This window comes from Stenotrophomonas rhizophila (assembly GCF_003751305.1).
Lineage (GTDB): Bacteria > Pseudomonadota > Gammaproteobacteria > Xanthomonadales > Xanthomonadaceae > Stenotrophomonas > Stenotrophomonas rhizophila_B.
Genome location: NZ_RJKV01000002.1, coordinates 1,017,381 through 1,031,529, shown reverse-complemented (window position 1 = coordinate 1,031,529; position 14,149 = coordinate 1,017,381). Strand labels below are relative to the sequence as shown.

General features: G+C 66.9%; 14 protein-coding genes. 6 read left to right on the top strand and 8 right to left on the bottom strand.

The genetic code is table 11. The features are described 5' to 3' along the window. Positions 1 to 4: 4 nt before the first annotated feature. A complete protein-coding gene (locus EDF74_RS13035; RefSeq protein WP_123730496.1) occupies positions 5 to 1,132 on the bottom strand; it encodes a DJ-1/PfpI family protein in 1,128 nt (375 codons plus the stop codon). Positions 1,133 to 1,322: 190 nt separating this feature from the next. Here EDF74_RS13035 and EDF74_RS13030 point away from each other — a divergent pair, with 190 nt between their 5' ends. Then, positions 1,323 to 2,183: a PA4780 family RIO1-like protein kinase gene (locus EDF74_RS13030; RefSeq protein WP_123730495.1), complete on the top strand. Its 861-nt coding sequence runs from the start codon at positions 1,323 to 1,325 to the stop codon at positions 2,181 to 2,183. A 91-nt stretch (positions 2,184 to 2,274) separates the two neighbouring features. Here EDF74_RS13030 and EDF74_RS13025 read toward each other — a convergent pair whose 3' ends face one another. Further along, positions 2,275 to 4,407, bottom strand: a complete 2,133-nt coding sequence (locus tag EDF74_RS13025; protein ID WP_123730494.1) for a methyl-accepting chemotaxis protein — start codon at positions 4,405 to 4,407, stop codon at positions 2,275 to 2,277. A gap of 203 nt (positions 4,408 to 4,610) precedes the next feature. Between EDF74_RS13025 and EDF74_RS13020 the strand changes: the two genes are divergently transcribed. Both EDF74_RS13020 and EDF74_RS13015 read left to right on the top strand, forming a co-directional pair. Continuing rightward, positions 4,611 to 5,585 (top strand): L,D-transpeptidase family protein, encoded by a 975-nt coding sequence (locus tag EDF74_RS13020; RefSeq protein ID WP_123730493.1) that lies wholly within the window; start codon positions 4,611 to 4,613, stop codon positions 5,583 to 5,585. A 4-nt stretch (positions 5,586 to 5,589) separates the two neighbouring features. Continuing rightward, positions 5,590 to 6,288 carry a M23 family metallopeptidase gene (locus tag EDF74_RS13015; RefSeq protein ID WP_123730492.1) on the top strand — a complete coding sequence of 233 codons (699 nt, stop codon included), beginning with the start codon at positions 5,590 to 5,592 and terminating at the stop codon, positions 6,286 to 6,288. Here EDF74_RS13015 and EDF74_RS13010 read toward each other — a convergent pair whose 3' ends face one another. Next, on the bottom strand, positions 6,289 to 6,615 hold the full coding sequence (locus tag EDF74_RS13010; protein WP_123730491.1) for a DUF6966 domain-containing protein: 327 nt from the start codon (positions 6,613 to 6,615) through the stop codon (positions 6,289 to 6,291). A 194-nt stretch (positions 6,616 to 6,809) separates the two neighbouring features. Between EDF74_RS13010 and EDF74_RS13005 the strand changes: the two genes are divergently transcribed. After that, positions 6,810 to 7,259 carry an EF-hand domain-containing protein gene (locus EDF74_RS13005; protein WP_184997234.1) on the top strand — a complete coding sequence of 150 codons (450 nt, stop codon included), beginning with the start codon at positions 6,810 to 6,812 and terminating at the stop codon, positions 7,257 to 7,259. 104 nt (positions 7,260 to 7,363) lie between these two features. On the opposite strand, the gene EDF74_RS13000 is transcribed toward EDF74_RS13005, so the two are convergent. From EDF74_RS13000 to hflK, 4 genes are all read right to left on the bottom strand, one after another. After that, a complete protein-coding gene (locus EDF74_RS13000; protein WP_088432983.1) occupies positions 7,364 to 8,656 on the bottom strand; it encodes an adenylosuccinate synthase in 1,293 nt (430 codons plus the stop codon). A 341-nt stretch (positions 8,657 to 8,997) separates the two neighbouring features. Continuing rightward, positions 8,998 to 9,183 (bottom strand): DUF2065 domain-containing protein, encoded by a 186-nt coding sequence (locus EDF74_RS12995; RefSeq protein WP_121038863.1) that lies wholly within the window; start codon positions 9,181 to 9,183, stop codon positions 8,998 to 9,000. Between the two features lie 69 nt (positions 9,184 to 9,252). After that, the gene (gene hflC, locus EDF74_RS12990) at positions 9,253 to 10,116 is read right to left on the bottom strand and encodes a protease modulator HflC (RefSeq protein WP_019186091.1); all 864 of its coding nucleotides are present in this window, start codon (positions 10,114 to 10,116) and stop codon (positions 9,253 to 9,255) included. Continuing rightward, entirely contained in the window at positions 10,113 to 11,234 is a 1,122-nt protein-coding gene (gene hflK / locus EDF74_RS12985) for an FtsH protease activity modulator HflK (RefSeq protein ID WP_121038866.1), read from the bottom strand. The genes hflC and hflK overlap by 4 nt, the downstream gene beginning before the upstream one ends. A 213-nt stretch (positions 11,235 to 11,447) precedes the next feature. On the opposite strand from hflK, the gene EDF74_RS12980 reads away from it, so the two are divergent. Beyond that, complete coding sequence (locus tag EDF74_RS12980; RefSeq protein ID WP_123730489.1) at positions 11,448 to 12,443, top strand: YhdH/YhfP family quinone oxidoreductase; 996 nt, start codon at positions 11,448 to 11,450, stop codon at positions 12,441 to 12,443. A gap of 89 nt (positions 12,444 to 12,532) precedes the next feature. Continuing rightward, positions 12,533 to 12,916: a twitching motility response regulator PilH gene (pilH, locus tag EDF74_RS12975; RefSeq protein ID WP_123730488.1), complete on the top strand. Its 384-nt coding sequence runs from the start codon at positions 12,533 to 12,535 to the stop codon at positions 12,914 to 12,916. 123 nt (positions 12,917 to 13,039) lie between these two features. Here the strand turns inward: pilH and EDF74_RS12970 are convergent, their stop codons facing one another. Beyond that, positions 13,040 to 13,936: a DnaJ C-terminal domain-containing protein gene (locus EDF74_RS12970; protein WP_123730487.1), complete on the bottom strand. Its 897-nt coding sequence runs from the start codon at positions 13,934 to 13,936 to the stop codon at positions 13,040 to 13,042. Positions 13,937 to 14,149 lie beyond the last annotated feature (213 nt).

Sequence of the window (14,149 nt, the reverse complement as noted above, 5' to 3'; positions counted from 1 at the left end):
GGCGTCAGCCTTCGATCGTGTCCTTGAGCTGCTTAGCTTCGGCCATGTCAGGGTGCGTTTCCAGCAGTTTGCCGAGCACGCTGCGCGCCTGTTCCACCTCGCCCAGCCGCCAGTGCGCCTGCGCGATGCCCAGCGGCAGCTGCGGCTCGCTCATGTACGGCGCCGCCAGCTGCATGATCGCCAGGGCGTCACGCACGGCCGCATCGTCCTGCGCGGCCTGCAGCTGGTAGTAGCCGAGCACGCCGATCAACTGGTCGTGATAGCCGGTGCGGTCGCTGGCCAGCTCGCGCTTGACCGCCTCCCCTTCACCGTCGAGCAGGCGCTGCACAAGCGTCATGCTGGCCTCATCACGCCAGGGGGTACGGGCGACCGGGGTGCGACCGGTGGCACGTACGATCGCCTCGGCGACCGCCGGCGTGGAGTACGGGTTCTGTCCGGTGATCAGACGCCCGTCCACCACCAGCTTGGGCATCATCAGCGGCGCCTGCTCCCAGCGCGCACCGCGCTCGCGCAGCGCGGTTTCCAGCAGGAACGGGAACTCCTTGGCCCAGCGCTTGCCGAACACGCCCTCCTCCGCATTGGTGAAGCCGGTCATGCGGCGACCTGCGACCAGCAGTGATCCGTCCGCCAGCCGTACATCCACCAGCGCGGCCGGACCGTGGCAGACGGCGGCGACCACGGCGCCGCCGTCGTGCAGCGTACCGAGCAGGCCGCGCAGCGCCGCATCGGTCGGCAGATCGAACATGGCGCCCTTGCCGCCAACCACGTAGACCGCCGCATAGTCGGCCGCACGCAGGGTCGAGGTGGCGCGGGTATCGGCCAGCAGCGCGATCGCCGCCGGATCGGCCAGCACGCGCGCGTTGAAGGGCTCCTTCGGGTCGAACTTGTCGGCCTCCACCGGCCCGCCGCGTGGGCTGGCCACCTGCACGGCCAGGCCGTTGTCGCGGAAGATCAGGTAGGCCTGGGCAAACTCGTCCATCTCGAAACCGGGGCGGGTCTTGCCGTGATTACGGCCTTCGCCGCTGACCACGATCAGCACCGTATCGGATGCCGCGGGGCGGGCATGCAGTGCGGGGACAGCCAGCAGCAGGGCCAGAACGGCACCGGTGCGGCGCAGCAGGGACAGCATCATGGGTGGCACTCCTTGGGAAGTGACCCCAGCCTGCCGCGCGGATGTGAAGCAGATTTCAAGCGGGCGCCACCGTGCACGCAGCTGAACAACCCGACCGCCGGGCGCCGTGTCGATGGCTCCATGGGCCCGAAGATGCGAAAATCCCTCCCCCTCCAGGGCAGGCCCCGCGCCAGCCGATTCCCGAGATACCGTGAAGACCCCCCAAGGCTTGCAGGCGCTGATCGACGACGGCGTGATCGATGAAGTGCTCCGCCCGCTCAAGAGCGGCAAGGAAGCAGCGGTATACGTGGTCCGCAGCGGCGACGATGTGCGCTGCGCGAAGGTCTACAAGGACATGGCCCAGCGCAGCTTCCAGCAGCGCGTGCAGTACCAGGAAGGCCGCAAGGTCCGTGGCAGCCGCGAAGCGCGCGCCGTGGGCAAGGCCAGCAACTACGGCCGCAAGCAGCAGGAAGCAGCCTGGAAGAACACCGAGGTCGATGCGCTGTACCAGCTGCGCGATGCCGGCGTGCGCGTGCCCGAGCCGTATGGCTACTTCCACGGCGTGCTGGTGATGGAGCTGGTCACCGATGCTGAAGGCTATTCCGCCGCGCGGCTGGGCGAGGTTGAACTCAGCCCGGAACAGGCGCGCGAGTTCCACCAGATCCTGGTCCGCCAGGTGGTGCGCATGCTGTGCTGCGGTCTGATCCACGGCGATCTGTCGCCGTACAACGTGCTGGTCGGCCCGGAAGGCCCGGTGGTGATCGATTTCCCGCAGGTGGTCAGTGCGGCGGGCAACAATGCCGCACGCACGATGCTGCTGCGCGACGTCAACAACCTCACCGCGTATCTGGGTCGTTGGGCACCGGAGCTGCTGGAGACCTGGTACGGCGAGGAGATGTGGGCGCTGTTCGAGGCTGGCGATCTGCTGCCGGACAGCGTACTGACCGGTGAATTCGAGCAGGATGAGAGCACCATCGATCTGGATGGCGTCCGCCATGCCATCAACGATGCGCGCGAAGAAGCACTGATCCGCCAGCAGGGTCGCGAAGCAGCGGAAGAGAACGAGGACTGAGCGGGCGCGCCGCTGCGTCGGCCAGCCCGATCGGCATGAAAAAGCCCCGCCGAAGCGGGGCTTTTCTGTATTACTCAGCGCACACGTGTCGTCATGCTGCCTGCAATGCCGCCGGGCGACGCAGGCTTGCCGCGCTGTTGTCCAGCTTGAACACCGCCACCGATTCGGTCAGTGCATACGCCTGTTCTTCCAGCGCGCGGCTGGCAGCGGTGGCTTCTTCCACGAGCGCCGCGTTCTGCTGGGTCACCTGGTCCATCTGCACGACCACCTGGTTGACCTGCTCGATGCCGGCGGCCTGTTCTTTGGTCGCGGCGGCGATGTCGCTCATCAGCTGATTGGTGCGCGAGCTGGCCTGGGTCAGGCGGGCGATCGCCGCTTCGGACTGCACGGTCACGCTCAGTCCGGTCTTGACCTTGCTGCTGGACTCGTCGATCAGGTCCTTGATCTCCTTGGCCGCCGTACCGGCACGCTGCGCCAGCGTGCGCACCTCGGTGGCCACGACCGCGAAACCGCGCCCGTTCTCACCGGCACGGGCCGCTTCCACCGCCGCGTTCAAGGCCAGGATATTGGTCTGGAACGCGATGCCATCGATCACCGAGGAGATCTCGGAGATGCGCGCCGAAGACTGGTCGATCTCGCTCATGACGGCTGCCATCTGCGCGATGGCCTGCTCGGTTGCCTTGACCGCGGCACCGGCCGCATGGGCTTCGTGGTCGGCCTGGTTGGCCAGCTCGGCGTTCTGGCGGACCGTGGAGGTCAGCTCTTCCATCGAGGCAGCGGCCTCTTCCAGATTGGCCGCCTGCTGCTCGGTGCGGCGCGACAGGTCGCTGTGGCCTGCGGCCAGTTCCTGTGCGGCATCGTTGATGCTGCCGGCTGCACCCTGGATCTGCTGCACGATGCCGGTCAGCTGGACAGCGGTTACCGTGGCATCGTCGCGCATCTGCGCGAACACACCTTCGTAGTGGCCATCCATGCGCGAGGTCAGATCGCCCGTGGAGATCGCGCGCAGCACCTGCGACAGGTCGGCGATGCTGCTCTGCGAGCTGGCCATCATCCCGTTCAACTGGGCGACCATCGCGCGGAACTGGAACTGGAAGCTCTGCTCGGTACCACGCACCGAGAAGTCGCCCGCACGTGCAGCCGACGCCAGCGTCTCGATCTGCTGGTTGATCGCCATCAGGCTGTCCTTGACGGTCGCCATGGTGGTGGTCAATACGGCCTTTTCACCTGGATAGGTGTCCAGATCGCGGCTCAGGTCGCCGATCGCATAGCGCTGCATCACCTCGACCATGTGGAACTCGACGGCCACGTGTGACCCGACGAGCTCGTTGGTGGCGCGGATCATGCGTCCGAAATCGCCGGGGAAGGCGGCTTCGTCCATGCGGTAGCTGATGGCGCCGGCTTCATGCTGGCGGGCCATGTCCAGCTGGGCAGTGATCGCGCACTGGACGGTCTGGCGGACCGTGGCCATGGCGTTGCCCAACTGGGTGATCTCGTCGCGGCCGCCGAGGCGGAAGTCCTGCTCCAGGTCGCCCTTGGCCATGCGGGTCGCCAGACCGACGGCGCGTGCCAGCGGGCCGGTCAGGCTGCGTCCGATCAACACCGAGGCCGTGATGCCGACCACCAGCGCGATCGCGCCCAGCACCAGCAACTGCAGGAACGTGCGCTCACCCAGCCGGATCGCCTCGGCGGCAGCCTGGCGGCTCTGCGTTTCTTCGTAGCTCACCCCATCGCCGAGGGCTTTGTTCCAAGCGTTGGCGGCTTCCTGCACGGCGCCCAGCGTCAACGCGGTGGCACCGGCGAAATCGCCCAGCTTGAGCTGTTCGCTCATCTGCTTGTTGAGCGGGCGCGCGACCGCGCGGGCCGCTGCGATGGCGTCGCCGATCGCCTTGTCGTCAGCATTGGTGGGCAACGCCTGATAGGCAGTCCAGCTGGCCTCGTAACGCTTCACCAGGTCGGCGATGCGCACTTCGTCATCGGCCAGGCGGTCGCCCTGGCGGATCAGCATCTCGCGCCGCACCACCATCATCTGGTTGTTGGCATCGAGCATTTCCGACAGCAGCCGGACCTTGGCCACATTGACCTCGACCACCTGCTGCATCGACTGTTTCTGTTCCGCGCTGCCGGTCGCGCCGATGGCGACGACCGCAGCCACCAGCAGCAGCAACAGACCGAAGCCCAGGCCAAGCCGCCAGACGACGCTGACGTTCCGCAAATAATCCATGACAACTTCCAAACGTGGGGGGTGCACTGGTATCGGCCTTCCCTGGGCGGCCTTGATCCGTGGGCGTGTTGAGGGGTGAATGGGTTCACGTAGCGGACACATTGGCCGGGCCGGTGCCCACACTCAGCCGCGCGTCAGGCTTTTCACGGCCACTGCGCATGCCCGGCAGGCATGGTGGAAGCACGTCTCTCCTGGAATGTCCGATGACCCCTCGCCTGCACCAGATCGCCCGCATGTCCGCCCTCGCCCTGGCGCTCGCCGCCCCTGTCTGGGCGGTCGCCCAGACGGCACCGGCCGCGACACCGGCTACCGCCACGGCCGACACGCCGCTGGCCACCGGGCCGCGCTCGGACCTGCATGCCCAGGTGCTGCTTGACCGCGCCCACTTCTCTCCGGGGCAGATCGATGGCGAAGTGGGTTCCAACCAGAAGCGGGCCGTGTCCGGCTTCCAGGCCGCCCGCGGGATCAAGGTGACCGGTGAACTGGACGATGCGACCTGGAAGGCCCTGCAGCCGGACAGCGCCCCGCCGCTGGTGCGCTACACGCTGACCGCCGAGGATGTGGCCGGCCCGTTCCAGCCCGTGCCGAAGGGGCCGGCCGAACAGGCCAAGCTGACATCGCTGGGCTTCGGCTCCGTGGAAGAAGCACTGGGCGAACGCTTCCACGCCTCGCCCGACCTGCTGAAGGCGCTCAATCCCGGTGTGGACCTGGGCAAGGCCGGCAGCGTGATCCAGGTACCGAACATCGCGGTCACCCCGCTGGCCAAAGCCAGCAAGCTGGTGATCGACAAATCCGACTCGACGCTCCGGTTGTTCGATGCCGATGGCAAGGTCTATGCACAGTTCCCCGTGTCGTCGGGCAGCAAACATGACCCGCTGCCGATTGGCAAATGGAAGATCCTCGGCATCTCGCGCGATCCGACCTTCCACTACAACCCCAAGTTGTTCTGGGACGCCAAGGCCGGCGACAGCAAGGCGGTGCTGCCGCCGGGCCCGAACAATCCGGTCGGCGTGGTCTGGATCGACATTTCCAAACCGCATTACGGTCTGCACGGCACGCCCGAGCCTGGCCACGTGGGCAAGACCGAGTCCCATGGCTGTGTGCGCCTGACCAACTGGGATGCGCTGCAGGTAGCCGACGCGGTGGATGCCTCCGTGCCCGTCGTGATGCAGGAGTAAGCGCATGAAGACCCTGCGACTGCTGGCGGTAGGGCTGGTGATCGGCGTGGTCGGCTACTGGCTGCTGGGGCCGGGGCCGTCCGCCCGCCTTGGCGCCGCCGAACCGGCCAAGGTGGGATCGGCCACGAGTTCCGCCCGTGCCGCACTCGATGCGCCACCGCCGCCTGCTTCCACGCCGGCGGCGACACCGGCACCGATCCAGACCATGCCCGCACCGCCTGCGCCTGACCCGGGCGGTGTCGCGGCGCCTCCAGCAGATGCCGGCGGCGCCCTGCTGCTGCCGGTGCAGGGCATCCGCGCGGACCAGTTGCAGGACACCTTCACCGATGCCCGCAGCGAAGGCCGCGTGCACGATGCCATCGACATCCTCGCGCCGAACGGCACGCCGGTGCTGGCCGTCGCCGACGGTACCGTGGAGAAACTGTTCGACAGCGTGCGGGGTGGGCTCACCGTGTACCAGTTCGAACCGAGCGGTCGCTACTGCTATTACTACGCCCATCTGGACCGTTACGCCGACGGCCTGGCGGAGAAAAAGACGGTCAAGCGCGGTGAGGTGATCGGCTATGTCGGCAGCACGGGCAACGCGAGTCCGGAGGCACCCCACCTGCATTTCGAGATCCATGTACTGGGCCCGGAAAAGCAGTGGTGGAAGGGCGAATCGATCAACCCCTATCCGGTGCTGACCGGTCGGCAGGCGCTGTGATCAATGCGGGCTGGCTGTTGCATCCCGGATCGCCCGTGCCAGTTCCCAGGCACGGCCGCGCAATGCGTCCAGACGCTCATTGAGTTCACCCGCGTCCGCGCGCCACTGGAAGTGGCCACTGCTGTAGTCCTGCCCGAGCGCGAGATCGTTGAACGACCCCATGCCGCCATAGGCGCGCAGCAGGCTCTCCGGCGCGCTTGGATCGCCCTGCTCAAGCTGGATGATGACCCGCTGCATCCAATCGGCCCAGTGGTTTTCTCCATCGCCGCGCAACAGCGCCTCAAGGTCGGACACCACCGCATGCAGGGCGCGGTTCGCGTTGCTCATGCGCGACCCCGCGCGATCTCCAGATTCCATACCGGCCCGTGTGACTGTTGTGAGGCTGCCCAGCATGCCATGCCCGGCGGGGGCACGAGCACTGCGGTCAGCTGACCGCGATCAACCAGTAAAACTACTGGCACGAATGCGGAAAAATGCCGTTGGCCTGGTCACCCACGGAGCGGACACTGACCGCTGACGGCATGCCTACCATTCGCACCGCTCTGGAGAAGACCGTGATGATGCTCGCACCTCGCGTTGCCCTGCTCCTTCTGTCTGGCGTTGGCGCAACAGGCGCCGCCGTCGCACAGGACCTGCCCGCCACCGCGCCGGACCGCTTCGTGATGCTGGATCGCAATGGCGATGGCAAGGTCAGCCGTGATGAGTACGACGGTGACGCGTTCTTCCGTCTGGTCGATGCGGATCACAACTACCGTGTGAGCGTCGATGAAGTGCAGGCGGTGCTCGGTCCGCAGCGTGATGGCGAGTTCTCGGCAGCCGAATGGGTGCGCATTGCCGATCAGAACGGCGACGGCGAGCTGAGTGCCGAGGAAATGCGCCGCTCGTCAGAGATGCGTTTCCAGAGCCTGGATGCCAACCACGATGAGAATCTGGAACTGTCGGAACTGCAGATGGGCATCGGCCGGCGCTGACGCGGCGCGGGCGCGGCAACGAAAAAGCCCCGCTTGCGCGGGGCTTTTCTTTACACCTTACACCTTCACGCGATACCGGGCATGGCCCGGCACGGCGCGCCTGATCAGGCGAACGGATCCTGCAGGACCATGGTGTGGTCGCGGTCCGGGCCGGTCGAGACGATGCTCACCGGGCAACCGGCCAGCTCTTCCAGCGCGCGCAGGTAAGCGCGGGCGGCCGGCGGCAGATCATCCCAGTTGGTGATGCCGTGGGTGTTCTCGGTCCAGCCCGGGAACTCCAGGTACACCGGCGTGCATTCTTCCCAGCCCTGCGCGTCCAGCGGGGCGTACTCGGTACGCTTGCCGCGGTATTCGTAGGCGATGCAGACCTTCAGCTTTTCCATGCCGTCGAGCACGTCCAGCTTGGTGATGCACAGGCCGCTGATGCCGTTGATGGCCACGGCGCGCTTGAGCGCGACGATGTCCATCCAGCCGCAGCGACGCGGACGGCCGGTCGAGGCGCCGTACTCGGCACCGCGGTCGCGGATGCCCTGGCCGACTTCATCGTCCAGCTCGGTCGGGAACGGGCCACCGCCGACGCGGGTCGCGTAGGCCTTGGCGATACCCAGCACGTAGTCGATCGCATCGGCGCCGACGCCGGCACCGGCCAGTGCACCACCGACAGTGGTGTTGGAGCTGGTGACGTACGGGTAGGTGCCGTGATCGATATCCAGCAGCGCGCCCTGGGCGCCTTCGAACAGCACGCGCTTACCCTGCTTGCGCAGGTCGTGCAGGATGCCGGCAACGTCGGACTTCATCGGCTCGACGTACTCGCCGAAGGCCAGCGCTTCGTCGTAGGTCTTCTGGAAGTCGACCGCGTCGGTCTTGAGGTAATTGGTCAGCACGAAGTTGTGGTAATCCAGCGCGGTGCGCAGGAGCTCTTCCAGCTGGGCCGGGTAATGCAGGTCGGCGATGCGGATGCCGCGACGCGCCACCTTGTCTTCATACGCCGGGCCGATGCCACGGCCGGTGGTGCCGATCGCCTTGCCGCCGGCAGCGCGTTCGCGCGCCTGGTCCAGGGCGATGTGGTACGGCATGATCAGCGGCGCGGCCGGGGAGATCTTCAGGCGCGAACGGACTTCCACGCCGGAGGTTTCCAGCTCGGCGATTTCCTTCTGCAGCGCGGCCGGCGAGATCACCACGCCGTTGCCGATCAGGCACAGCGCGTCTTCACGCAGGATGCCCGACGGAATCAGGTGCAGCACGGTCTTCTTGCCATTGATGACCAGCGTGTGGCCGGCATTGTGGCCGCCCTGGAAGCGCACGACAGCGCCGATTTCCTCGGTGAGCAGATCGACGATCTTGCCCTTGCCTTCATCGCCCCACTGGGCACCCAACACGACAACTGACTGACCCATGACGGGTAACTCCTGGTTTTTGTGCGGCCATCGGGGCCGCGGGTTTGGGACCATGCCGGGGTGGCCGCTCAGCGCGGGGTGGCGGGCTCCAGCGGGGAGCGCGCCGACGCTGGGGGACCCAGACACGGAAAAAGCCGGACGAGTAACTCTGAAACAGAGTGCCCGTCCGGCTTTTGTGCATTATCCGGGTTTCCGGTGGCTGCTGCCACCCCGGGGGCCGGTGGACTTCACCGGCCGGTCAGAACCGCCGCTTGGGTAGTGCCGGCCGCTGGCCGGCTTGAGGGATGGCCTGGAGCCGGCCAACGGCCGGCACTACCAACCAGCGCATGGCGGGAACCGGCTCAGTGCTTCAACCACCACAGGGTGGTCAGGCCCGCCAGCAGGATCACCCCGCCCCAGGTGCGCAGGGCGCTGCTGCGCAGCATCAGCAGCTGCTCGGCCATCCGCTTCCAGGCCAACGGGGCGGCGAACAGGAACAGGCCTTCGAGCACGGCGACCAGGCACAGGGCCGAGAACAGATCTTTCATGACATCTCCACAAACAAAACGGGGACCCGGTCTGCACCGGGTCCCCGTGGATGACTACCGCCTGCGGCCTCAGCGATCGCTCTTGAGGTACTGCAGGAACGGGTCGTTCTTGTCGAGCACGATCACGCCGTTGCCGTCGGTCATGGAGCCACGGTAGGCCTCCAGGCTGCGGTAGAAGGCGTAGAACGACGGGTCGGCCGAGCCGGCCTTGCCGTAGATGCGGGCGGCATCGGCATCGCCGGCACCGCGCAGCTGCTGGGCGTCGCGCTCGGCTTCGGCCACGATCACGGTGCTCTCGCGGTCGGCCTGGGCACGGATGGTCAGCGACTGCTCTTCACCCTCGGCGCGCAGCTTGGCCGCTTCCTGCTTACGCTGGGCGCGCATGCGCTCGTACACATCGTTGATCACCTGGCTGTCGGTCGGCAGGTCGATCTGCTTGATGCGCAGGTCGATGATCTGCATGCCGAGCGCCTTGACCGACTCGTTGATGCCGGTCAGCTGGTTGGCGATCAGTTCGCTGCGATCCCCGGACACCAGCTGCTGCAACGACCGCGAGTTGATCTGGTTGCGCAGCGAGTCGGTGATGATCGGGGCCAGACGGGCATTGGCCACCCGGGCATCGCCGCCGGTCGCACGGAAGTACGCGCGCACGTCGGAGATGTAACCGATGGCGAAGAAGTCGACGCTGACGTCCTTCTGCTCAGCGGTGAAGTAACGCGCCGGGGCGGTGTCGAGCACCTGGAAACGGCGATCGAACACGCGCACCGTTTCCACCAGCGGCACCTTGAAGTGCAGGCCCGGCTTGATGTCCGCACGGACCACCTTGCCCAGGTTCAGCACCATCGCAGTCTGGTCCTCACGGACCACGTAAACCGACCCCAACAGCCCAAGCAGGACCGCTACGGCCAGACCAATCCACAGTGAACTTCTCATCGGCTGCCCTCCTCACGACCGGTCGGGCGCGTCGTCGGACGCTCCGCATTGCGAACGCCATCCACGGCCGTGCTGGCAGGCAGCGACGGCAGCATGACTTCCGGGGTCACCGCCGGAGCGGCATTGGTGCTGGTGCGGTTGTCGCCCGGCATCGGCACGTAGATCAGCTGGCGGCCATCGCCACCGATGATCTTGCGGTTCTCCGAGAGCACCTTCTGCACCGTTTCCAGCCACAGACGCTTGCGCGTGACTTCCGGGGCGTCCTTGTACTGGACCTGCAGCAGGCTGAAGCGCGAGGCATCACCCTCGGCCTTGGCGACCACGGCCTGCTTGTAGCCTTCGGCGGTGGTACGGGCCCGCGAGGCCTGGCCGCGCGCTTCTGGAACCACCTTGGCGGCGTAAGCCTGGGCTTCGTTGATCAGACGCTCCTTGACCTGCTGGGCACCGTTGACCTCGTCGAAGGCCGGCTTGACCTCCTCGGGCGGGCGGGCATCGGGCAGGGTCAGCCCGGTCACCGACAGACCGGTGCGGTAGCTGCCAAGCGAGGCCTGCAGGCGCTCTTCGGCGGCCACGGCGAGCGGGCCACGGTTGTTCAGCACGTTGTTGAGGTCGGCACGACCGACCTGCTCACGCACCGCGCTCTGCGCGGTCTGTTCCAGCACCTGGTCGGCATCGACCGAGCCGAACAGGTACAGGCGCGGATCGTCGATGCGGTACTGGACGTTGAGCGAGACGTTGACGATGTTCTCGTCGCGGGTCAGGACCGGCACCTGGCTGCTGAACGTCTTGATCTCGGTGGCATTGACCTTGGTCACTGATTCCAGCGGCCAGGGCAGCTTGAAGTTCGGGCCAGGCTGCAGGATGCGATGGAATTGACCGAAGCGCAGCACGACGCCGCGTTGCTGTTCGCCGATCAGCTGGAAGCTGGAGAACAGCAGCAGCAACACCGCAGCCACTGCAACCCACCGCAGGATGCCGCCATCGAACAGGTCTTTCAGCGGACCGGGCAAACCGCCCCAACCGCCGCCATTGCCGCCACCGCGAGGACCGAACGGCCCACGTCGATTCTCGTCGGGGCCTTGTCCGCCCTTGTTGCCGCCGGGTGTATTCCAGGCCATGCACGCTCCATCAAGGTAAGGTTGCCTGCGGGCCACTCCCGCACCGTCAACCGTTAAAACGTTGTCGATTCTACTAGATGGGGCAGATCGACAGGATTGGAAGGGGTCACGCATCTCGGGGAACGATTCATAACTGCATCCGCGAGGGCCCATGAGGGTCCCCGCACGCCGGAGCAGCAGGTAAGGTGGCGTTTTCCCCCGTCAGGCATCTTCATGGCAATTCCCGACCGGTTCAACGCTTTCCGCATCCACCAGGACGATACCGGCTACCACGCCGGGCTGGAACCGATCGGCCTGGACCAGCTCAACCCCGGCGAGGTGGTCCTCCGCGCGCACTGGTCCTCGGTCAACTATAAGGATGCGTTGGCCGGCACCGGCAAGGGCAAGATCCTGCGGCGCTTCCCGCTGGTCGGTGGTATCGACGTGGCCGGCACGGTGGTCGCTTCGACTGACCCGGCCTACCGCGAAGGCGATGCCGTGCTCGCCACCGGGTGCGGGCTCAGCGAGACCCGCGATGGGGGCTACAGCCCGTATGTGCGCCTGGCCGCCAGTGCGGTGATCCCCCAGCCGGCCGGGCTGAGCCCGCGCGAGGCGATGATCCTGGGGACGGCCGGGTTTACTGCCGCGCTGGCCTTGGTGCGGATGCTGGACAACCGTCAGACCCCCGCCCACGGGCCGCTGGCAGTGACCGGGGCCACCGGGGGGGTCGGCTCGCTGGCGGTGGATATCTTCACCCGGGCCGGTTTCGAGGTGCATGCGATCAGCGGCAAGGCCGACCAGGCCGGCTATCTGCGAGGCCTGGGGGCCCGCGAGGTTCTGCCGCGAGATGTGCTGGCGACCTCCCGCCCGATGGAATCGGCGCGTTTCGGCGGTGGCCTGGACAACGCCGGCGGCGCGATGCTGACCAGTCTGCTGGCCCAGACCGTGCCCTACGGTTCGGTGGTCAGTGCCGGCCTCGCCGCCAGCCCGGCATTGGACATGACGGTGATGCCCTTCATCATCCGCGGCGTGTCGCTGCTGGGTGTGTCGTCCTCCAGCGCACCGCGTGATCTGCGCGAAGCGGTCTGGGACAAGCTGGGCGGCGCGTGGAAACCGGCGCATCTGGAGACGATCTGCACCAGCGAGGTCGGGCTGGATGGCCTGCCCGCGGCGTTCGATACCCTGCTCGCGGGCGGCAACCACGGCCGCACGGTGGTACGAATCGACTGAGCGTGGCAGCCGGGCGACGGACGGCACGCTTGGTGCTTCACGACAATGCGAGGCCCGCACTACACTGCGGGCATCACACGGGGAACACCATGGCACGCATTCTGATCGTCGACGATTCACCGTCGCAGCTGTTGGGGATACAGCGGATCGTCGAAAAACTCGGGCACGAGATCCTGACCGCCACCGATGGCGCCGCCGGGGTGGAAACGGCCAAGGCCGAGCTGCCCGATCTGGTGCTGATGGACGTGGTCATGCCCAACCTCAATGGCTTCCAGGCGACCCGCACGCTGGCGCGCGACGCCTCGACCAAGCACATCCCGGTGATCCTGGTGACCACCAAGGACCAGGACACCGACCGCATGTGGGGCATGCGCCAGGGCGCCAAGGCCTACATCACCAAGCCGTTCTCGGAAGACGAGCTGTCCGAGGTGCTGGAGCGCGTTTTCAGCCACCAGGAACCGCCGACGGCGTGAGCTGATGGCACGGTGAGCCGACCAACGGTCGGCTTCTACCGCGAAGGCAATCGCGGCCGCCCCGGTAGACACCGACCGTTGGTCAGTGCGCAACGATGACCCGGACGCCGCGCGCCACCTGCCTCAGACCTTCTCGCCGAATGCCTTGGCCAGCGTCTTGTACGCTTTCTTCTGCGCCTCATCGGTGGGCGCCGGCGCAATGATCTCCAGCTCCACGATCTGATCGCCATCCGGGTTGCCCGGCAGGCCGCGGCCACGCAGGCGCAGCTTGCGGCCGGCATCGGACTCGGCCGGCACCTTCAGCTCCACCGCACCGCCCAGGGTCGGCACGCTGATGCTGGTGCCCAGCGCGGCCTGCCACGGGGTCACCTGCAGGGTGTACAGAATGTTGCGGCCATCCACCTCGAACTGCGGGTGCTCGGCGTATTCCACTTCCAGCAGCAGGTTGCCGCCACCGGTGCCCTGCCCGCCCAGCCGGATCACCTGGCCCGGGCGGATGCCCTTGGGCACGCGCACATCCAGCTGCTTGCCGCCCACGTTGATGCGCAGGCTGTCGCCCTGATAGGCCGCTTCCAATGGCACCGACAGCTTGGCACGGGTGTCCCGGGTCGGCTGCGGGCCCTGGCTGGCGCCGCCGAAGCCACTGGCGCGGCCACCGCCACCGCCGCGCTGGCGCGCGAACAGGCTCTCGAAGAAATCGCTGAAGCCGCCGCCGCCGGCGCCGCCACCGAACACCTCTTCGAAGTCATACCCCTGGCCACCGCCGTAGTTCGGCGGGGTATGGAACTCCTCGCCGGGCCGGTAGCCCTGCGCCTTGAGCTGGTCATAGGCCGCGCGCTTCTGCGGATCGCGCAGCGCCTCGTAAGCCTCGTTGACCGCCTTGAACTTGTCCTCGGCCCCGGCTTCCTTGCTCACATCCGGGTGGTACTTGCGCGCCAGGCGTCGGTACGCGGTCTTGATCTCAGCATCGCCCGCGGTGGGTTCCACCCCGAGCGTGGCGTAGTAATCCTTGAATTCCATCCAAACACCTCGACTAAGTTCGGCCACCCGCGTGGGCGGGCGCCGTCCGCGCAATTCTAGCTGCTGCGGACCGGCCCACCGTCACGCCGGGCGCGAATGATCCTGCGCAATGCGGCGGACATCCCGGACGGCTACGCTGCCCCCGTGGCCCGCCTTTCCCGCTACAGATGGGTCTGCACGTCGGCTTTTCAACGTATTGACATGGCCATCCCA